Source organism: Streptomyces sp. NPDC096311 (genome assembly GCF_044763085.1).
Lineage (GTDB): Bacteria > Actinomycetota > Actinomycetes > Streptomycetales > Streptomycetaceae > Streptomyces.
Genome location: NZ_JBIWFN010000005.1, coordinates 41,350 through 60,588 on the forward strand (window position 1 = coordinate 41,350; position 19,239 = coordinate 60,588).

At 68.8% G+C, this 19,239-nt stretch carries 18 protein-coding genes and 2 pseudogenes; 8 read left to right on the top strand and 12 right to left on the bottom strand.

All coding sequences use genetic code 11. From position 1 onward, the window contains the following. The first annotated feature begins 30 nt into the window (after nt 1-30). Nucleotides 31-375, top strand: a complete 345-nt coding sequence (locus ACIRA5_RS14410; RefSeq protein WP_403690774.1) for a DoxX family protein — start codon at nt 31-33, stop codon at nt 373-375. Between the two features lie 152 nt (nt 376-527). On the opposite strand, the pseudogene ACIRA5_RS14415 reads toward ACIRA5_RS14410, so the two are convergent. Further along, nucleotides 528-1,083 (bottom strand): annotated as a pseudogene (locus ACIRA5_RS14415) (MFS transporter); the annotation flags it as partial. A gap of 123 nt (nt 1,084-1,206) precedes the next feature. On the opposite strand from ACIRA5_RS14415, the gene ACIRA5_RS14420 reads away from it, so the two are divergent. Both ACIRA5_RS14420 and ACIRA5_RS14425 read left to right on the top strand, forming a co-directional pair. After that, the gene (locus tag ACIRA5_RS14420) at nt 1,207-3,408 is read left to right on the top strand and encodes a SpoIIE family protein phosphatase (RefSeq protein WP_403691320.1); all 2,202 of its coding nucleotides are present in this window, start codon (nt 1,207-1,209) and stop codon (nt 3,406-3,408) included. Between the two features lie 350 nt (nt 3,409-3,758). Further along, on the top strand, nt 3,759-3,881 hold the full coding sequence (locus ACIRA5_RS14425; RefSeq protein ID WP_403691347.1) for a hypothetical protein: 123 nt from the start codon (nt 3,759-3,761) through the stop codon (nt 3,879-3,881). Here the strand turns inward: ACIRA5_RS14425 and ACIRA5_RS14430 are convergent. The 4 genes and pseudogenes from ACIRA5_RS14430 to ACIRA5_RS14445 form a co-directional block, all read right to left on the bottom strand. Continuing rightward, a pseudogene (locus ACIRA5_RS14430) lies at nt 3,830-4,243 on the bottom strand (pyruvate dehydrogenase); the annotation flags it as partial. The gene ACIRA5_RS14425 and the pseudogene ACIRA5_RS14430 overlap by 52 nt on opposite strands. A gap of 178 nt (nt 4,244-4,421) precedes the next feature. Continuing rightward, the gene (locus ACIRA5_RS14435; RefSeq protein ID WP_403690776.1) at nt 4,422-4,856 is read right to left on the bottom strand and encodes a PucR family transcriptional regulator; all 435 of its coding nucleotides are present in this window, start codon (nt 4,854-4,856) and stop codon (nt 4,422-4,424) included. Next, complete coding sequence (locus ACIRA5_RS14440) at nt 4,784-5,371, bottom strand: hypothetical protein (RefSeq protein WP_403690778.1); 588 nt, start codon at nt 5,369-5,371, stop codon at nt 4,784-4,786. The genes ACIRA5_RS14435 and ACIRA5_RS14440 overlap by 73 nt, the downstream gene beginning before the upstream one ends. Nucleotides 5,372-5,374: 3 nt before the next feature. Further along, nucleotides 5,375-5,713 carry a hypothetical protein gene (locus ACIRA5_RS14445; RefSeq protein ID WP_403690779.1) on the bottom strand — a complete coding sequence of 113 codons (339 nt, stop codon included), beginning with the start codon at nt 5,711-5,713 and terminating at the stop codon, nt 5,375-5,377. Nucleotides 5,714-6,183: 470 nt separating this feature from the next. Between ACIRA5_RS14445 and ACIRA5_RS14450 the strand changes: the two genes are divergently transcribed. Beyond that, on the top strand, nt 6,184-7,134 hold the full coding sequence (locus tag ACIRA5_RS14450; RefSeq protein WP_403690781.1) for a zinc-binding alcohol dehydrogenase family protein: 951 nt from the start codon (nt 6,184-6,186) through the stop codon (nt 7,132-7,134). A gap of 694 nt (nt 7,135-7,828) precedes the next feature. On the opposite strand, the gene ACIRA5_RS14455 is transcribed toward ACIRA5_RS14450, so the two are convergent. The 5 genes from ACIRA5_RS14455 to ACIRA5_RS14475 all read right to left on the bottom strand — a co-directional run bounded on the left by ACIRA5_RS14455 (nt 7,829) and on the right by ACIRA5_RS14475 (nt 12,101). Next, nucleotides 7,829-8,443: a LysR family transcriptional regulator substrate-binding protein gene (locus ACIRA5_RS14455; RefSeq protein WP_403690783.1), complete on the bottom strand. Its 615-nt coding sequence runs from the start codon at nt 8,441-8,443 to the stop codon at nt 7,829-7,831. A gap of 50 nt (nt 8,444-8,493) precedes the next feature. Next, entirely contained in the window at nt 8,494-8,847 is a 354-nt protein-coding gene (locus ACIRA5_RS14460; RefSeq protein WP_403690784.1) for a DoxX family protein, read from the bottom strand. Nucleotides 8,848-9,113: 266 nt separating this feature from the next. Continuing rightward, the gene (locus ACIRA5_RS14465; RefSeq protein ID WP_403690786.1) at nt 9,114-10,058 is read right to left on the bottom strand and encodes a fumarylacetoacetate hydrolase family protein; all 945 of its coding nucleotides are present in this window, start codon (nt 10,056-10,058) and stop codon (nt 9,114-9,116) included. A 181-nt stretch (nt 10,059-10,239) separates the two neighbouring features. Continuing rightward, entirely contained in the window at nt 10,240-11,541 is a 1,302-nt protein-coding gene (locus ACIRA5_RS14470) for an MFS transporter (RefSeq protein ID WP_403690788.1), read from the bottom strand. Nucleotides 11,542-11,618: 77 nt separating this feature from the next. Beyond that, nucleotides 11,619-12,101, bottom strand: a complete 483-nt coding sequence (locus ACIRA5_RS14475; protein ID WP_403690789.1) for a hypothetical protein — start codon at nt 12,099-12,101, stop codon at nt 11,619-11,621. 945 nt (nt 12,102-13,046) lie between these two features. Here ACIRA5_RS14475 and ACIRA5_RS14480 point away from each other — a divergent pair. Together ACIRA5_RS14480 and ACIRA5_RS14485 are read left to right on the top strand one after the other, a co-directional pair. Next, the gene (locus ACIRA5_RS14480) at nt 13,047-13,727 is read left to right on the top strand and encodes a response regulator (protein ID WP_403690791.1); all 681 of its coding nucleotides are present in this window, start codon (nt 13,047-13,049) and stop codon (nt 13,725-13,727) included. A gap of 206 nt (nt 13,728-13,933) precedes the next feature. Beyond that, complete coding sequence (locus ACIRA5_RS14485; RefSeq protein WP_403690793.1) at nt 13,934-14,572, top strand: TetR/AcrR family transcriptional regulator; 639 nt, start codon at nt 13,934-13,936, stop codon at nt 14,570-14,572. A gap of 133 nt (nt 14,573-14,705) precedes the next feature. Here ACIRA5_RS14485 and ACIRA5_RS14490 read toward each other — a convergent pair whose 3' ends face one another. Both ACIRA5_RS14490 and ACIRA5_RS14495 read right to left on the bottom strand, forming a co-directional pair. Then, nucleotides 14,706-15,512, bottom strand: a complete 807-nt coding sequence (locus ACIRA5_RS14490) for an amidohydrolase family protein (protein ID WP_403690795.1) — start codon at nt 15,510-15,512, stop codon at nt 14,706-14,708. Between the two features lie 12 nt (nt 15,513-15,524). Beyond that, nucleotides 15,525-16,703 carry an alpha/beta hydrolase gene (locus ACIRA5_RS14495; RefSeq protein WP_403690796.1) on the bottom strand — a complete coding sequence of 393 codons (1,179 nt, stop codon included), beginning with the start codon at nt 16,701-16,703 and terminating at the stop codon, nt 15,525-15,527. Between the two features lie 426 nt (nt 16,704-17,129). Between ACIRA5_RS14495 and ACIRA5_RS14500 the strand changes: the two genes are divergently transcribed. After that, a complete protein-coding gene (locus tag ACIRA5_RS14500; RefSeq protein ID WP_403690798.1) occupies nt 17,130-18,263 on the top strand; it encodes a VOC family protein in 1,134 nt (377 codons plus the stop codon). Beyond that, the gene (locus tag ACIRA5_RS14505; protein WP_403690800.1) at nt 18,260-19,210 is read left to right on the top strand and encodes a fumarylacetoacetate hydrolase family protein; all 951 of its coding nucleotides are present in this window, start codon (nt 18,260-18,262) and stop codon (nt 19,208-19,210) included. The genes ACIRA5_RS14500 and ACIRA5_RS14505 overlap by 4 nt, the downstream gene beginning before the upstream one ends. Nucleotides 19,211-19,239 lie beyond the last annotated feature (29 nt).

The following is a 19,239-nucleotide window of genomic DNA, read 5'->3' on the forward strand; positions in this document are numbered from 1 at the left end:
GACGACGTCCGAACACCCAGGGAACACCTCATGATCATCACTGTCACTCTCACCTGCCTGATCGCCCTGATCTTCGCGGCACTCGGACTGGCCAAGGTTCTGGCGCTGCCGAAGATGCGCGAACTGGCCGCGGAAGCCGGGTTCTCCACCGCGGCCTATCGCCGCGTCGGCGTGCTGGAGCTGGCGGGCGCCGCCGGCGTAGCCCTCGGCCCGGCGGTGCCGCTGCTCGGCGGTCTCGCCGGGGCCGGGCTGGTACTGCTGCTCGTCGGAGCCGCTGTGGTGCACCTGCGCAAGGGTGATCCAGTGGGCCGGATCGCGCCCGCAGTGGTGTGCGCTGCGCTGGTCGTCGGGTATCTCGTGGCCTTGTTCGTCTGAGGACTGACGGCCCCTTCGACGCGGGGCGGCGCTGGGAACTTCCCCTCCGGCGGCGTCCCGCCCTGTCGAGTACAGAACCTGATCCGCACAGACACGGAGAGGGGCCGGTGCCGGGAGTCCCCTCCCGGCAGCGCCTCGGGACCGTGCGCCGCTCAGGCACGGCCCGTCTGCGGGGTCACACGACCTCCGTGTGCTCCCGCTCGACTTCTTCCGTCGTCTCGTTGTGGTGCTTTGCCGGCGGCTTTCCAGCCAGGCAGGAGCAGCAGGACGATCGCCGCGCCGGCGGCCATGATGATGCCGCCGATGAGGCTGGTGCAGGCGATGGCGTGGGCGAAGGACTCGTGGACCGTGTCGACCAGGGCCTGGGCCTGCTGGGGTCCGCCGGACGGGTTCTTTGGCGCCGCCACCGACGCCCAGCTCCGACTCGGGGAAGGAGCCCATGACGGTGTCGGTGGCCGGGGAGAGGCTCAGGCCGATGGCGGAGCCGAGCAGGAGGAGCAGGAGCAGGGGCGCCACGAAGCCGCTGCACGTCGAGCCCGACTCGATCAGCGTGAGCAGGAAGACGCCCACCGTGCCGATCACCATGCCAGTCCCCACCACCAGCTCCACGCCCAGCTTCGGAGCCACCCGGCCGGTCACCGCGGTGCCGACGAAGACGGCTCTCGCCAATCCGACGACTCGACGGCCACGTTTTTCTCGACCACGACCAGCCCTGAGACCGGCCCGCCCCAGAACACCGAGACGCTCTGGCCGGACGCAGCCGGCCGAGAGCGTCACGGGCCGCCCGGAGGGCGTACCGTCGACGGTGTGGACCTCACCGCGGACAGCCTCATGTCCCGTGCCGCGCTTGAGATCGGCCCGAGAGCGGACGAGCTGATCCACGACGTGGAGCGCTGCCTGCGGCGCGAGGTGCCGGAGCTGTGGGACGAGCCGGACATCGCACGGAGGACAGAGGAGAACGTCGCCGAGCACATCGCCGCCATCCTCTTCGGCGTCGAGCACGGCATCGAGCCGAGCCGGATCGAACCGCCCGTCGCCGACGTGGAGCGTGCACGTTGGCTGGCTCAGCGTGGGAGGCCGGTCACTGTGATACTCCGGGCCTTCCGGCTCGCACAGGGCCGGGTTCTCGACCGGCTGATCGACGAGATGTCCCTGCTCTCAACCGATGCCAGGCTGGTCAGCGCGGCATCGCGGAAGCTGATCGCGCTGGTGACCGAGTACGTGGACCGCGCGTCGGAGCTGGGCATTCTGGCCTTCCAGGAGGAGCGCGACCGGCGGGTGCAGTGGCGGCTGTCGGTAGTGAACGAGGCCAGTCTGCGCGTCGGCACGACCCTGGACGTCACCCGCACCGCCCAGGAGCTGGCCGACCTGGCCATCGAGCACCTGGCAGACGCCGTCACCGTCGACCTCCTCGACTCCGTTCTCGACGACGCCCGGTCGGAGGGCACGCTCGAGGTCCGCAGGATCGCCCAGCGGTCGGAGGGCACGCTCGAGGTCCGCAGGATCGCCCAGCGGCCGGTGGGTCACGCCGAGGCGAGCCGTCCGGCTGGGGCATCCTGGGCTTCGTCGATCCCGCCGCGGCAACTTCACAGCTTTCCGGACGGATCACCACCGTCCCGTACCCTGGCCACCGGTCGGCCGTCACGCCACCACCTCGCCCCGTCCACGTCGGCGCTGCTGGTGCCGCTACGCGCCCGTGGCACCACGTTGGGTGTCGCTCAGTTCTTCCGCCACCGCGCCCCCGACCCGTACGACGACGAGGACCTGCTCCTCGCCCAGGAGACCGCGGCCAGGGCTGCGGTAGCCGTCGACAACGCCCGCCGCTACACGCACGCACGTGCCACCGCCCTCACCCTCCAGCGCAGCCTGCTCCCGCGGAGCACGCCCGCGCAGTCCGCCGTAGAGGTCGCCTGCCGCTACCTGCCCGCTGCCACCCAGCTCGGTGTGGGAGGCGACTGGTACGACGTCATTCCGCTGTCCGGTGCCCGGGTCGCCCTGGTGGTCGGGGACGTGGTCGGCCACGGTATCCACGCCGCCGCCACCATGGGCCGGCTGCGGACCGCTGTTCGTACCCTCGCCGACATCGACCTGCCGCCGGACGAACTCCTCACGCACCTGGACGATGTCGTCATCCGCCTGAGTGCCGAAGCCTCCTCCGACGCTTCCGCAGCCTCTGCCGACGCGGACACCGAATCCGCGGGGGACATCGGTGCGACCTGCCTGTACGCCGTGTACGACCCCGTTGTCGGCCGCTGTACTCTCGCCCGCGCGGGGCACGTGTTGCCCGTCGTGGTGACGCGGGACGGAGCCGTCGATGTCCTCGATCTGCCTGCCGGTCCGCCCCTCGGCCTCGGCGGCCTGCCGTTCGAGGCGGCGGAGGTCGACCTGCCCGAGGGCAGTCTCATCGCCCTCTACACCGACGGCCTGATCGAGGCTCTCGACCGGGACGTGGACGTCGGCCTCACCGGGCTGCGCGACGCCCTCGCGCAGCCTGCTGCCTCACTGGAGGCGACCTGCGACACTGTCCTCGCAGCGCTGCTCCCCGCCAACCGACCGCATGACGACGTGGCACTCCTGCTGGCCCGCGCCCACACCCTCGGAGACGGTCAGGTCGCCACCTGGGACGTGGACGCCGAACCGGCGGCGGTGCCCCGGGCCCGAGCGAGCGTCTCCGAGCAGCTGACCGCCTGGGGGCTGGAGTACCTCGACTTCACCACCGAACTGGTCGTCAGCGAACTGGTCACCAATGCCATCCGCTACGGCCGGCCTCCCATCCAGCTGCGTCTCATCCACGACCGCACCCTCATGTGCGAGGTCACGGATGCCGGCAGCACGACCCCGCATCTGCGCCGCGCCCGTGTCTTCGACGAGGGCGGGCGAGGTCTGTTCCTCGTCGCGCAACTCGCCGCAAACTGGGGAACACGCCATGCTCGACCTGGCAAGACGGTTTGGGCCGAGTGTGCCCTGGAGGCACCGGACTTCTTCCCGGGAGCGGCCTTGCTGGACGTGGAGGGCGTTTCGGGAGGCGTATGACGTCAGGGTCTGCCTGCGCTCCTCGCTGCCATGCGGGCGGCCGCGTCGTGGATCAGCTGTGTATACAGCTCGAACATCGTCACGAGATCCACGGAGTCGCCGTGGATCTCCCGCTGGATGAACAGGCCGCCGACGACAGCGTGAGTGGTGAGGGTGCGTACAGCGTCCTCGTCCAGGTCCGGAAGCGGGGCCCCCGGTGATCTACTGGCTAGCGATACTGCGGACCTACCGCGACACCACGCGCAGTGTCACCCCAGGAACGGCATGGGAGAAACACCGGGCGGCAGGTTGAGCGGCGTGACCACCTGGATCGCCGAGGGGAGGGTCGGTCCGTCGTCCGGCATTGCCTTGTGGGCCCGCATGATGGTCTGGCAGGCGCGGCGCACGTCCTGGCGCAGGTCGTGGTGGAGTACTGCGGACAGGCGGCGCAGACCGGCGCGGTGGCACCGATCCCGACCGAGCCGGTCGAGTAGTCGGCCGGGTCGGGGTCTTTCGTGCGGCTGGGATAACTCTGCAGGCCGCCGAACTCGCGCAGTGTCGTGAGGTACTTGGTGCCGAGCTCGCCGAGGAGGTACTCGATCGCGTGCAGTACCGGGGACGCGTGCGGCTTGACCGATACCCGGTCCTGCGGCCGGAGGCGCTGGAACCACAGCGAGGCCATGATCGAGACCATCGACGCGTTCGACGCCTGATGTCCTCCGACCTTCAGGCCGGAAGGGTTGCCGCGGACGTTGTTGGCGTGATCGACCATCGCAACCGAGAGCCACAGAACACGCCGCTCGAGGGAGGCGAGTACCTCGGCCGGCAGGCGGGGCGGGGGTGCGGTGGTCGGCATGCAAGGCTCCTGGTGAAAGCCCCGGAGCGGCGCGGCAGCGGCGTCGAGGCGGCGAAACGAACGCTCTCCATGAAGCCTCCCGGCACGGGCAAGCGGCTTGGGCTGCGGTGCAAGTGCGCGTGCGCGGTTTGTACTCCAGTCCCAAGTCCGGCTGTGAGGCGGGGCCGTCCTGCCGGTCTCAGCGTGTCGCGTACGTTCCAGGCAGGACCGTCTCGCCCAGCTCCTCGACCAGGGTGAGGGCCGCCTGGAGCTGCATCCGCCGGACGTGGATGCCCTCCCCGCGCAGCTCCTCCGCCCGCTGAACCCGGTAGGCGACCGTGTTGCGGGCGACGTGCAGGCGCTCGGCGGCGGTGTTGAGGCTGCGCTCCACGTCCAGGTAGCACTTGAGGGTGGTCCGGACGGTGACGATGGACTCCTCGGACCCCGCCAGTGCCCCGAGTTCACGCCGGACGAACTCGCGGGCCTGGTCGATCCGGTAGCTGAGCAGGGCCACTACGTTGAGCTCACCGTAGTCGAACAGCCAGCGGCGGCCTGCGGACATCATGCCGACCCGGGCGGCCTCCAACGCCTGGTTGTGGCTCTCCCTGAACCCATCGAGCGACGATGCGGCCAACCCTGCGGCGACCCGGACCCCGGGGCACGGCTGGTGTGTGCCGGTGGCAGGCAGGGCCGGTGGACGCCGGACCGCCACCCCCAGACTCTTCGATCACCAACCGGCAACACCAAGCTCGCTGTGCAGCCCGCCGCCCCCAGCAGCTCCACGACGGCACCCTCCAACTCGGTCGCCCCCGCCTCCGCCAAGTCGTCGGCCCAGGCGACGAAAGCCACGTGATGCCTCGTCAGGTCGTATCCGAGGACACGCGAAGCGTGTTCCACGGAAATGGCGTCGCCGTAGAGAATGCCCCGTACGACCTCCATCCGGGCAGCGTTGGCACTGGCCAGCGATGTCTGCTGTACCTGACCGAATTCGCGGGCCATGGCGGCCGACAGGTCGGCGACGGTCCCGAGCGTGAGTTCCGATGCACGCCGCACTGCGGCGAATCGTCGCTCGTCGTCCGGCAACTGTTCGCAGACGTCCCACAGCTCACGGGTGGCGAAGGCGTGGCCGACGCGGATGGCGCGCAGCATGTGCTAGACGCCCACGCCGCGACTCACCACCTCGGCCGGTCCCAGCAGCACCTCGGGCACGTCGGCAACGACGAGGTCCTGTTCGTCGTGGAGTGCCGCCACCGTGCCGAGCGCCACGGCCTCGCATCCCTTGTGCAGCTCCTGCACAATTCCGTCGATGGCCAGGTAGGGCACCTCGTCGGTGATGTGCTCTGCCATGGCCCGGCCGAGCTCTACGGCCCAGCCGCACGGGCCGACGCCTATGCGCGTCGCGAACTCCGCGACCTTGGCCTGTGGCAGGACCGAACGGGTCACCGCGTGACGGTCGCGCGGAGTGAGTTCTCGGACCCATGGGGCGAGCATGATCGGGGCCTCCTTCTCACGTGGCGCCGTTCACTCCGGCCCTTGGTCATGCGACCTGGAGCCGCCCGGCTGGACGGCATTCGCAGTTCTGACGATTCAATCATTCAAGCTTGCTCATGCCCGGCCGAAGGCCGCCCGACATCGCGACCGTGGCGCGGTGAGACTTACGCGGCGTGGGGCCAACCCCGCTGTGCCGATGACTGTCCTCGAAGGGCGGTGCTGGGGGCGTCCCTGGAGTTGTTCCACGGCTTGCCCCCTGGGCTTTTGGAGGGCGTGAGCATGTAGGGCTGGGATCGAGGGGTTCTGCTGGGTGATGCGGGTCGGCGGGGTGGTCGGCATCGACTTTTACGGATACGATGTATCCGCAAAAGTCTCCCGCCTCGACCGCCGTTGCCGACCCCTGGCGTCCGGGTCGCGGTTCGTAGTCGTGCGGGAACACGGTGTGGGTTTCCGAGTCAAGGAGAACAGCGATGAAGGCAGCAGTCGTGGCGACGGCGGGTGGTGCTGTGCCCGAGTACCGGGATTTCCGCGATCCCGAGGCCGGCGAAGGCCAGCAGATCGTCCACTTGGTCGCAACAGCTATCCACCCCGTTGTGCGTTCCAAGGCGTCTGGCGGGCATTACAGCAGCACCGGGCGGTTCCCGCTGGTTCCGGGCGTGGACGCGGTGGCCCGCAGGGCCGACGGCACGTTGGTGTACACCGGAGACGTCGAGGAGCCCTGGGGTACGTTCGCCGAGCGGATGGCGGTCACCATGGCCCTGCCGCTCCCGGAGGGGGCCGATCCTGTGGCCGTGGCGGCGGGAGTGAACCCGGGCATGTCGTCCTGGATGCCGCTCACCACCCACGCGGAGCAGCATGGCACGCCGGACACGGTGGTGATCCTCGGGGTGACCGGGGCGGCCGGCGGCCTCGCTGTACAGAACGCCCGAGCGCTCGGCGTGCGGCGCGTGATCGGCGTGGGCCGCGGCGTGGACGACCTCAAGCGCGTGGCCGGGCTCGGTGCCGAGACCGTCGAAATCGTCGGCAACAAGGGTGGGGACGCGGCGGCCATCGGTGCGGCCCTCGGTGGCAAGGCGCCTGACCTCGTTCTGGACTTCCTGTGGGGCAGCGTGGCCGAGGCCGCCTTCCAGGCGCTGGCGAACGTTCCCGGCGCGGGCGCCACCAGCTACGTGGAGATCGGCGGCGCGGCCGGTGAAGAGGCCGCGGTACCCGCCTCGCTGCTGCGCAGCCGCCCCTTCCGCCTCAGTGGCAGCGGCATCGGCTCGTTCGACATGCGCCGCTACTTCACCCAGGTCGCCGCCTACGTACAGCTCATCGCCGACGGCAAGGTGCAGGTGGACGCCCAGGCCCACCCGCTCTCCCAGGTCAGCGAAGCATGGACGGCTCCCGCAGGCCCCCGCCCCGTCCTGATCGCCGACTGACAGCAATGAACGGCCACGGTATCGCTCAGCGGTACTGACTCTCCGACCGGCTGACGCTTCGGCAGGCGTTGCCGGCAGTGTCGGCAACGCCTGGCCGCATGGCCGGTCGGGCCGCTGTCCACGGGGTTCGGGCTCAGTCTCGTCTCCAGCGGAGTCCTTCCGCTGCCTGACCGGGATCCTCCGTACCTCACGTGCGGCTCCTCTTACTAATGGGCGCAGCACGTTCGGATGGGGTCGGTCGCGGGAGCCACCGAGAAGGAGGGCCGGCCTATCACTCAGACGGCCACAGCGGCTGGGACGGGCCCGCGGAACGGCTGGCCGGCTATGGGCCCGGCGCCATCCACAAGTCGGCTCAGCGAGGTTGGCGAGCCGGGCCCCGGCCGAGGAGATGCGGTTGATGGGTGAAGGTGGGCTACTCGGCAGTTGACGAAGCGGCTGCTGGAGTCCGCTCTGGAGGGCGGGATCATCGATCACCTCGGCTATGACAGGCACGATCCGGCATGGCCGTCCGGCGGAGATGCGCGGGGCCGGCCTCCCGGCAGACCAGTTCCACCAGCACAGACAAGATCGTCGAGAGGCTGGCCGAGTGGCAGAACCGGCCCCTGGACATCGTTCTTCAGGAATGCCGCCGTACGAAGCATCGGTCTGCCTGGCCTCAATCCTGCTCTGGGCCAGATCCGTTTGAAGACGGACCCTAGAAGCGGAGCGCTCCGTGAGGCAGATCCTGCTCCGCGGTGAGCGGCAACTCCAAAGAGGTGAGCATGTCCCGGTAACGCTGGGCCAGTTGGGAGGGGAGCTTCCTGCTGAACACCACCAGCTCGCGGAAATAGCCGGGCCCGATCCGCCGGGCGTGCCTCGACCAGCGCAGTGGCACCGCGTTCTCCGGCGCCACCGTCACGCCGATCCCTTCGACCGCGAACAGGAGCGCCGCCGACACCTGGCCCGTGCGTGCGACGGCACGCGGGGTGAACCCGACGTGCCCCGCCAAGCGGTCCACCACTTCGCTCATGCCCTGTTCTTGCTCGTAGAGCACCCAGTCGGCAGCGGCCAGTTCGGCTGGACCTGCCGCCGTTCCCGCGGGGTATTCGGCTGAGCCGGTCATCATCTCCTCGTATCCCAGGGAGACGAGGGGCCCTTCCCACGGGTCGGGCCGTGGGCCGACCCTGATGTCCCCCTGGCCGCAGCGCATGGCCTCTTCGAGGTCCCGCCGGTGGGAGTAGTCGTGCAGTCTCAGCACGGTGGAGGATACGTCGAGTGCCAGCGTCCCGCGGACGGCGGCAGGATTCCCGGGGCGACGGACCGTACGCATGGTCTCTTCCGGGATGGTCTGATCGGGTTTGTGATGAGGACGAAACTGATTTACGTTGCTGCCAGGTGGGTGGCGAGGTACGCAGCGATGAGCAGTGTCGTGATGGCCGCTGGTGCGATCTTCTGCGGCCCGTCACCGTTACGCAGGTGGAGGATGAGGGCACCGGCCATCAAGAGCAGCAACCCGGCGTCGGCGAGACTGCCCAGAAGTGGCACGGACAGGCCAAGGAGCAGGCCGGCTGCCGCGGCGGCCTCGAGTACGCCGAGCGCCCTGTAGGCCGTGGTGGAGAACCCGCTCTCCGCGGCCATTTGGCGCGTCTTCGGCAGTGCCAGGACCTTGGCCGCGCCCAGGGCGAGGAAGAACACCGCGAGCAGCACGGCGAGGACGATGGATACGACGTTCATGTTGGGTGGCCTGCCTTTCTCTGCGATAGCAGCGGCTCAGAACCGTCCTGGTGGTGGCCTCGCTGGCCGAGGGCGCCACCAGGACGGTGACGTGGAGGGGCGCCACGATGCTGGTGAGCCGCGCGGGCAGGTGGGTGGGCGGGTGGATGCCGGCCGGGAGTCCGGCTCACCGGCTCATGCCACTGCGCCCCACTGCGCGGCCTCGGCGGTACGGTGATCGCCGGGTGGGCCAGGGCGGGGTGCTGCGGCGAGGGCCGGGGCGTGGCTCATCGGGGGGCGTCCCTTACGACCATGCGCTGCCGGCCAAGGTCGATCTCGCCGTCGTCTGTGGCCACCGTGGCCTCGATGACGTCACCGTGCTTGAGGTACTTCGGATTCCGGGACTGGCCTTGGAAGAAGAGCTTCAACTTGGTGTCCTCCGGCAGCAGGGAGGCGATGGCCTGGACCGGCTTCGGGGGTGCGCTGATGGCCGTTCCGACGGGTGTCCCGGTCAGCACGAGGTCACCGGGGCCGAGCCGCTGGAAGCGTGCCAGGCCTCGGAGTGCGTCGAGGGGCTGGTAGATCATGTCGGCGGCCACCGTCGCGTTCTGCCGGAGTTCGCCGTTGACCCACAGCTTCAGCCGCAGGTCGGGGAACCGCTTGAGCTCGTCCGCGTCGAGCAGCACCAGCGCGGGGCCGACGGGCGTGAAGGTCGGGTAGGACTTGGCCTCGTAGCACTGAGCGTGGCGCAGCTGGACATCGCGTGCCGAGACGTCGTTGGTGACCACCAGGCCGGCGATGTAGTCGGAGAGGTTGTCCTCGGTGATCTGTGTGCCGACCGGTATCTCCCTGCCGATGACGAGCCCGATCTCAACCTCGTAGTCGAGGAATTGCACGTGGCTGGGCCGGATCACGTCGTCGAAGGGGCCGCTGATCGAGCCCGACGCCTTGCGGAAGAACGCCATCGGTGCGGTTTCCGGATTTCCGCCGGTGTCCTTGACGTGCGAGATGGAGTTCGTCATCTGCGCGACGACTCGGGCGGAGTCTGTGACGGGCGAGATCAGTGCGAGGTCGGTGACGGCGACGGTGCCGACGCTCTTCGCGGCAGCGGCGACTGCCTGCCGGTCGGCGAGCAGTTGCGCGGTGGTGGTGGCAGTGGTGTCCACCTGGGCGGCGCCCGTGGGGGTGAGGACCCACCAGGCATCGGCGGTACGGAGGACGGAGATGCTCATGTTCTCGCTACTTTCAACAGGCCGGGAAGGCGGTTCGGGACGAGTTCGTTTTTGTTGTCCTCGAGCAGCGCGTTGACCATCGAGCGCAGCTCGCGGGGTGATTCCCGGCGGGGTGTGATGCCGGGGGAGCCCTTGGCGGGTGGCGGTCCCCGCCGAGACAGGGTCGATGCGGGGGACCGCTCTACCGTGGAATCCGTCGGGGGCGTGCCGGTATTCGAAGCTCCGCGGACGCGGCACCGTCCCGCCCGGCCCGAAGCAGGGCGACCAAGGCGCTCGCGGCCAGCAGGGCGACGGCCAGGCTGAAGCCGATTCCGGCTGTCCGTAGTCCCACCGCCTGCGCGGCCAGCCCCTCGCCGATGACGGGCAGGGATATCGCCACGTAGAGCACGAGGAAGAAGGTCGAGGCCACTTCGGCGCGCTGTCCGCTGGGAGCTTCGGCGTTGATCGCGGCCAGCCCCGCCCGAAAGCTCACGCCCTGTCCGAGTCCGGCGACCACGGCGGCGGCGAGGAGCAGCACCAGCGACCGGGCGGCCAGTCCCGTCGCCAGCAGGGCCATGCCCACGATGAGCACGGCACACCCGGCGGGCAGTGCGGCACGGCCGAGCCGAGGTACGAGCGTGATCTGCCCGAGCGCCGAGGCGACGAACAGGGTGCAGACCACGGCGCCGGCCAACGCCGGACTGGGCAGCCCGAGCAACCGGCCCAGGAACGACGGCGCGACCGCGGTGAACAAGCCCATCACCGCGAACCCTGCGAATCCTGCGGTCCCCGACCGCACGAAGGTGCCTCGCATCGGCTCCGGCACGCTTGGACGCGCGATCCGCAGGCGCGGGCGCCCCATGACCGCCACGGGTTCGGGCATCAGCCAAACCCCGACGGCGACCAGGGCGAGCATTGCCAGGTGAACGATGAACGGAAGCTTCACAGGGGCCGGGGCCAGCTGCGCGAGGAGGCCGGCCAGCAGTGGCCCCGCACCCAGCCCGCCCATGTTCGCCACGGTGGCCACCAGGGTGGCGCGCTCGCTTGCGCCCTCCTTTGCCAGGTCGGCCAAGGTGGCGGTCGCCGTGCCGGTGAAGATGCCCGCGGACAGGCCGGAGAGCACCCGTCCCACGAGCAGGAGCGTCAGATTGTCGGCGACCAGGAACACACCCGCACTGAGCGCCGCAAAGGCAAGCCCCGGTAGCAGGGTCAGCCGCCGTCCGATGGCATCCGACACCCGTCCGAACAGGACCAGCGCGAGCAGGACTCCGACCGCGTAGGCGGCGAAGATCACCGTGCTCATCAGGGACGAGAAGCCGAGCCGGTGCTGGTAGAACGTGTAGAGCGGCGTTGGCAGGGTCGTGCCCAGCATCGTCACGGCGAAGGCAAGGGCCACCAGCCAGAACGCGGCGGCGCGCGGTACCGACCATCGGCGCTGGCGCCCGCGGCTCCGCGGCTTCGCAGGTATCTCGGGTCGGCGGGTATGGGAAACGTGCACGCTCATGTGTCCACTCCCCGGGCGAGCGCTCTCACCCTGCGACGCTGGAATTGCAGATCGTGAACAAGCACTTGGCACCCGTTTCAGGACTGGGCGGTACCGGGCGCGTCCAGCACGCGGAGGAGCCGTTCGCCCGATTCCAGCAGCCTGGTCTTGATCCCCTCGACGTCGGCATGCTCGGGCGTCAGGCTGTTGTGACACCAGTCACCGATCGTGGTGGTGCCGCAGTTGATCTGGTTCAGGGCTCCGGCGAGATTGCCGATGAGCATGTCGTCGGGGCTGTAGTGCTGGGCGATACCACCGTGCAGGTGGGTGAGGTATTGCAGCAGGGTCCAGTCGGAGCCCACAGCGCGCAGCCCGGTCTGCCAGGTGTGCATGTGCGCGTTGACCAGGCCGGGGATGATGATGCGCCCGGCGAAGTCGACGGTTTCGGCGGCGTGCCCGTCCAGGCGATCGCCCATGTCGGCGATGCGGTCGTTGTCGACGAGGATGTCGATGCGTTCCACGTCGGGTCGGCCGGGCGCCATGGTGATCACCTGCGCCCCGCGCAGTAACGTGCGGCTCATTCCGCACCCTCCCCACCGGGGAGACGGTGACTCTTCGCGGACATGTCGAAGCTCCTTGCCAGTGGGGTCTTTGCCGGAGTGGTGATATGCGCCGGGGCCTCGGTCGCCATGTGCACGAAGTCGTGCCTGTGAACCGGGAGTGTGTGCTTCAGATCGGGCGGATTTAACGGCTACAACGTATCCGTTATCGCGGATGCTCGTCAAGAGGGGTCTTGTTGGCTTCCGTGGAGCTCGTGTGCGGATTCAGGCGCGGCGGGTGGGTCGGCGGGTCCGGCGATCCCGCCACCCCGGACAGGTGACTCCTGATGGCCGCCGCTCGGCCCCTCCGCTGCCGCGCTCTCCTCCCCGGTGAAGCGCACTATTGTTATGGTTACATTGTTGTCAGAATTGTCCCCGTGGGCGGCGGAAGAGGCTTCGGCGAGAAGCCTTTCGGTCGTCGAGTCCGCGTGTAGGCAGCTACTGCAGTACTCGAAACGGCGTACACCGCCGCAGGCCCGCGTTCTGTCGGCGCATCAACCCGCTCGCTGCTGACGCGAGGCCTACTGGCGCCTCCGGGGGTGGGCGGGACGGGCCGGTGCCGACCGGGACGGGCGAGAGCTGTCGTACCGGAGAGGGCCTGCAGGCCAACTCTGCACTGCCTCATCAGTAGTGATGTTTCTATCCGAAGTATGACGACGGGGCGGCCCGCTCCCCGACAGCCTGGGCCGCGCACATACAACTCGCCTACTCCAAAGCCAGCCTGACCATCACGATCACCAACGACACAGCTGCCCTCACCCCCGCAACTCCCCAGTCCGCCAAAGGCCGCGGGTTCGGCCTCATCGGCATGACGGAACGCGCCCACTCCGTCGGCGGCGAACTACGGGCAGGCCCCCGGCCCGCAGGCGGTTTCCAGGTCACCACCGTCCTGCCGCTGCATCCCCACGCCCGTAAGGAGCGAACTCCATGACGATCCGTGTCCTGCTCGCTGACGACCAGGCGCTGATGCGGGCCACCTTCCGGACTCTGATCGACTCCTGCGACGACATGGAGGTGGTCGGCGAAGCCTCCGACGGCAGGGAAGCGGTGGAACTCGCGCACGCCCACCACCCCGACGTCGTCCTCATGGACATCCGTATGCCAGGCGCGGACGGCCTGACCGCCATAGCCGCGATCTGCCAGGACCCGGAGCTGTCCGCCACCCGGGTCCTCGTTCTCACCACCTATGAGACCGAGGAATACGTCGCCCGGGCCCTGCACGCCGGAGCGAACGGCTTCCTCGGCAAGGACGCCACCGTCGACGAACTCTTCACCGGCATCCGCACCGTCGCCTCCGGTCAGGCGCTCCTCTCACGCGGGGCTACCCGCTCCCTCATCACCCGCTTCCTCACCATCCGCACCTCGCACGACCGCCCGGTGACGCCACAGCGCCTGGCCCATCTCACCACCCGCGAGCGCGAGGTCATGGCCCTCGCAGCCGATGGCATGTCCAACGACGAGATCGCCGACCTGTTCGCGATCAGCCCGGTGACCGTACGCACCCATATCCAATGCGCCATGGCCAAACTCGATGCACGCGACCGCGCCCAGCTCGTCGTCATCGCCTACCAGACTGACCTGGTACAGCCGCCTCGGGCCGCCGACTGACCGTGCCCCGTTCGGGGGTGCCCCGCACCACCACCGAAAACGGATACGATAAGACCGAAAGTCCCTTTCAGGGACGCGTGTCCTCAGCAGAATCCGACCGAAAGAGTGAGCGATTCATGGCTTCGGAGGTCCAGCCTGTTCCGGGAAGTCCTGCCTGGTGGGCGAGTCGGACGCCGCCCCCCGCGTACCGGCGGGGACGTCCTCCCATGGATGTCGGGCGGATCGTGGACACGGCCCTGAAGCTCATCGACGAGGTCGGCATCCAGGCACTGACCCTGCGGATGCTCGCCGACACTCTGAATTCGGGCACGGCGACGCTCTACCGGCACTTCAACGGCAAGGACGAACTCCTCGCTCTGGTCGCCGACAGAATCCTGGGCGAAGTCCGTATCCCGGCAGAGGAGTTGGACGGCCTCTCCTGGAGGGAAGCCGTGAGTGCCGCGGCGGAGGCGCTCTACGGCACGCTGTGTCGGCATCCCAACGCGCTGTCCTTGCTGGCGGCCCAGGTCCCCGTCGGCCCCAATGCCCTGCGGGGCAGGGAACGGCTCGTCACACTCTTCACCGGGCACGGGTTCCCGATAGGCCTGGCCGCTCGTGCCTTCACGGCCATCGGTCACTACGTGATCGGCTTCGCCATCCAGCAGTACGGCCCCGGGACACCGCGCCCCGAGGACCAGTTGCAGCTTCGGGACTACTACAAGTCCCTTGACCCTGTTGCCTATCCGGCCACCACCGCGGCGGCCGACGAGCTGACGTCCGTACCGCTGCACGAGGAGTTCCGATTCGGCCTGGACCTGCTCCTCGACGGGCTGGAAGGGCAGAGGCAACTCCAGGCAGAGGCCTGAAGACGTCGTGGGGCGCCGAATCGGGCAGGGTGTGTGCTCCGTCGCCAACGAAAGTTGTCCCGGAGGGACGTCCGTTCCCCACATTCCCCCCGGAACAACGACTATGTGGCGCCGTCGCAGACCGCGCTGCTGATCAGTGCCAGCCGATCCAGTCGGCCACGGCGCGGCCCATCACCAGCTCCAGGTCGCGGCCTCGCAGCCAGGGCAGTTCCTCGGTGAACATCGTCACCGCCTCGCGCCACGAGCAGTGGAGGCGGGTGATGTCGGTACCCCAGAACATCCGCTCGGCGCCGTACGCGTCGAAGACCTGACGCAGCACTCTGTGCGTACTGGTGAACGGGTATGCGTCCGTCGCCATGCTCGGTACGGCCGTCGCCTTCATCCCGATGTTGGGGTGGCGGGCGAGAGAGAGCAGGGCATCGAGATGCGCGGCGGCGTCGGGCAGTTTCTCGAAGGGGTTGACCGCGAGGTGGTCGACCAGCAAGCGCATGTTCGGGTATCGGGCGGCGACGTCTCCGACGGCGGCCAGGTACGGGGGCAGCACCATGAGCCCCACGGGGATCCCTCGCTGGTCGGCGGCCGCCCACAGCCAGTCGAGGTCGCCCGATGCGAGGTGGTCGGCCATCTCCGGCGCCGCCAGCATGAAGCGCAGGCCCAGCATGCCGGGTTTGTCCAGCCAGGCGCCGACGAGGGACTCGTCCGCAGTCTCGTCGAGGGGGAACCAGCCGAGGGTCGCGAACCGATCGGGGTGGTGTTTCGCCGTCTCTACGGCGTAGTCGTTCGCGTCGGCGTCCCAGATCGCCGGGCAGTTGACAGCGCGGTCCACACCGGCCTCGTCCATGTCACGCAGGGCTGAGTCAACGGTGTACGGTGCGCGCCAGTGGTGCGGGGGTGCGCTCTCGCCGGCCCAGAGGTGGATCTGTGCGTCGATGATCTGCACGGGGTCTTCCTCTCAGTTCGCGATCTCGGGGTTCGGCAGGCCGCGCAGGCGCGCGGTCAGCCAGTCGGCGATGAGCGCGTCACGGTCGTGCTTGTGGTTGTAGACGCAGTGGTTGCCGTCGGTGAAGACGACCATCCGCTTGTCGTGGGTGGGTGCGCCGTGCAGAAGGACCTGCGCGAGGTCCATCGAGACCATGGGATCCTCGCCGCCCTGCACGACCAGCAACGGATATCCGGTGTTGGGCCCGTCGGCGAGCGGGGTGACGGTCTTCCAGACGTCCACCGCCCGGTCCGCGTCCCCGGTTCCGCAGGCGGCGACCATCTTCGAGAAGAAGGTCCCCATGGTCGGCGGCACCAGCCACGGGGCGTGGACGCCACCGTTGTCGACGCACGCCCTGATCCGGGTGTCCTGTGCCGCGACGGCCAAGGCGACGCTACCGCCCATGCTGTTGCCGACGAAGCCGATCGGGCGGCCCGGAGAGCGCTCGTCGAGGAAGTCGACGGCTCGGGCGTACGCGTCGCGCCACTGCGCTGTGAGGTAGTGCTCGTGCGCAAGCCGCGTTTCACCCTGTCCTGGGCCGTCGAGCAGCAGTGCGTCGATGCCCCGTGCCGCGAGGGCCTCGCCGAGGCTGTCGAAATCCATGGCCCAGCCTTCGACGCCGCCGATGACGACGGCAGAGCCGACCGCGGAGTCGACCGCGGGGACCAGCCATCCCACCAACGGGCCGTGGCCGGTCTCGATCGTGACGTGCTCGCGGTCACCACTCGCTTCCGCGGCCTGCGCGTAGAGTTCTGCGGCCCGCGCGAAGATCGCCCGGCGCTCCGCGGTGTCGGACAGCATCATCATCTGGCTCATGCGCAGCAGGGCGGACGCACGGCGCAGGTACCCGATCCGGGTGTGCCTCCCGGCGTCACCCGGGGCGCTCTCGGCGCGGCGCACGCACACGTCCGCGAGTTCTGTGGCGGCCGAGTGCCAGTCCTGCCCTTCGATCACACGGGCACGCAGCTCGACGGCATCGGCGTAGTCGACGCCGTAGCCGGTCATGCGCTCCAACGAGAACTGACGCAGCCCGGCCTGGGATTCGACCGAGAGTCTCGACGTGGCCTCCTCCGTCTCCGCGCGGCTTCCGACGAACGCCAGGGTCACGACCGGGGCCGAGCGCCCTTCGGTGACCTCTTGCTGTGCGGGCATTCCTGAAGCTCCTCCTGCTCGGCCTGACGCAAAGGGGGTGCGCCAGGCGGCTGTCCGGCGAGCTGCGGCAACGCGAAGCGGGCCTCCCCGTCGGCGCACCGGTTGACCGTGAGCCGGGACCCGGCGCCGTGGGGAAGAGAGCTCGGCGCCGGGAAGCGGCCCGTCCCGGACCAGCAGCCGATACTTTCGAGTACACTGTATCCGTAATGGCGTCTCTGGCGCAACGGAAACCGAGGCGGTCGCCTGGCGCTGTCGTGCGGCGATCGCCTCTCGGACCGGGCGTGGATTTCCCCCCGCTCGTCCGGGCTTGAGGCTCTGGCGAGGTTGGCGTGAACGCCTGCCGGTGCCTGTCCGGTCGGGGCCTCACGCCCTCCCGAAATGTCATCGAATCTGATGTTTGAATCAAGAAGGTGGAAGGGAGTTCCCATGAGCGATCAGCGTGATCCGCACCAGGATCTGCACAGCGAGCAGGGCGCGCTGAGGGGTGAGCACCCCGGGCGGGCGAGTGATCCGATCGTCAAGGTGCGCGACGTGGCCTGGGCCGAGTTCGAGAAGCCCAACCTCAAGCGCGCCGAGTTGTTCGCCCGTTCCTTCGGTTTCACCGTGTCGCTGCGCACGGCGGACGAACTGCTGTTGCGGGGTACCGATCCGGGGTCGCCATGTGTGGTCATCCGCCGCGGACCGCGGTCACGGTTCGTCGGATCGGCTTTCCGGGCCGCCGACGACAAGGACGTCCTGCGGCTCGCTGAGGCAACCGGGCGGAAGGTCACGAAGCTGCCGGAGAGCCTGGGTGGCATCAGCGTCGATCTGACGGACCCGAGCGGTTTCGGGGTGCGGGTCGTGTCGGGTACGCACGAGCTGCCCGAACTTCCCGGTCAGAAGCCGCTGGAGTTCAATTTCGGGCATGCCGTCACGCGGGTGAATGCCGGCCAGCGAGCGGCGAAGGAACCGGTGAAGGTGCAGCGGATCGGGCACGTCGTCCTGCAGTCGACGAGGTTCCGGGGGGCTCTCGACTGGTATCTGGAGCACCTGGGCATGATCGTCAGCGATTTCCAGTACTTCCCCGAGCAGCGCGAGCGCGGGCCGGTCATGGCCTTCATGCGCTGTGAGCGTGGCAGCACTCCCACCGACCACCACACTGTGGCGATGAACCTGGGTCCGACGAACAAGTACATGCACTCCGCGTACCAGGTCTCCGACCTCGACTCCCTGGCCGCCGGCGGCCAGTACCTGCTCGAACAGGGCTACCAGCGCTCCTGGGGAATCGGCCGGCACATCGACGGCAGCCAGATCTTCGACTACTGGCGTGACCCCGACGGGTTCCTCGTCGAGCACTTCAGCGACGGTGACTTGTTCGACTGCACACTCGAACCCGGGTGGGGAGTCTTCGCCGTATCGAACCTGTCCCAGTGGGGACCGCCGCCCAGCAAGGACTTTCTTGGCGTCAAGCCCGGCCGGGAATCCCTGCGGGAACTGCGCGCGATGGTCAGCGGGCTGCGCGAGGGCAACGAGTTCGATCGTCACAGCCTTCGTGGTCTGTTGAAAGCAGCCGCGTCATGAGCACCTCCGTTCTTCGTACCGCCGATGCCTGGTGGGTGCTCACCTCCACGGGCGCCGCCAGAGTGGACACGCATGCCGCCACTACCGCTGAGCTCCTTGCCGACCGCAAGGCGGTCGAGGCGGCCGCCTCCAGCAGCGGCAGTATCGACGCCGCAGACCTGGCGCTGGTCTCGCCGGTCACCGGGCCAGGCCGCGTCATCGCCCAGATGACGAACTTCGTCTCGCACGTCAGGGACACCAACGGCACCCCAGACACCGTGCCGCTGACGTTCTTCCGGAAGGCATCGGGTTCGATCAGCGGCCCATTCGACGACGTGATCCGGCCCGAGCATGTCCGGCTGCTCGACTATGAGGCAGAGATCGGTCTGGTCATCGGCCGGGAGATGCCGGTGGGCACGAAGGTCACCGAGGACAACCTCTCCGACTACGCCGTCGGCCTCGTTGTGACCAACGATGTCTCGGCCCGCGACATCCAGCTGTCCCGGACGCAGTTCTACGAGGCCAAGTCCTACCCGACCTTCACACCCGTCGGCCCCGCCCTGGTGCTGCTTGACGCCGACGAGTTCAGGCGCTTCACCGACCTGCGCCTCAAGCTGTGGGTCAACGGCGAACTGCGGCAGAACATGACCGCCGCCGACATGATCTATCAGCCCGGCGAGGCACTACAGGGCCTGACCCGGTTCCAGCACCTCGACCCCGGCGACCTCGTTCTGACCGGCACACCCGTCGGCACGGCCATCAGTGCTCCGCCGAAGGCGGTGCACCTCCTTGCTTCCCTGCTGCCCCAGCGCATCAAGTGGAGGCTCTTCCTCACGGGCCAGGCCAGGAATCCGAAGTACCTCAAGCACGGTGACATCGTCGAAGTCACCGTGGCTACCGACGACGGCGCGATCGACCTCGGCGGGCAGCGCACAGTCGTCAGAGACGGGCTGCCGGCGGGCTCGTGAACGACGCCCCTGGCGCCCTCCCGCAAAGC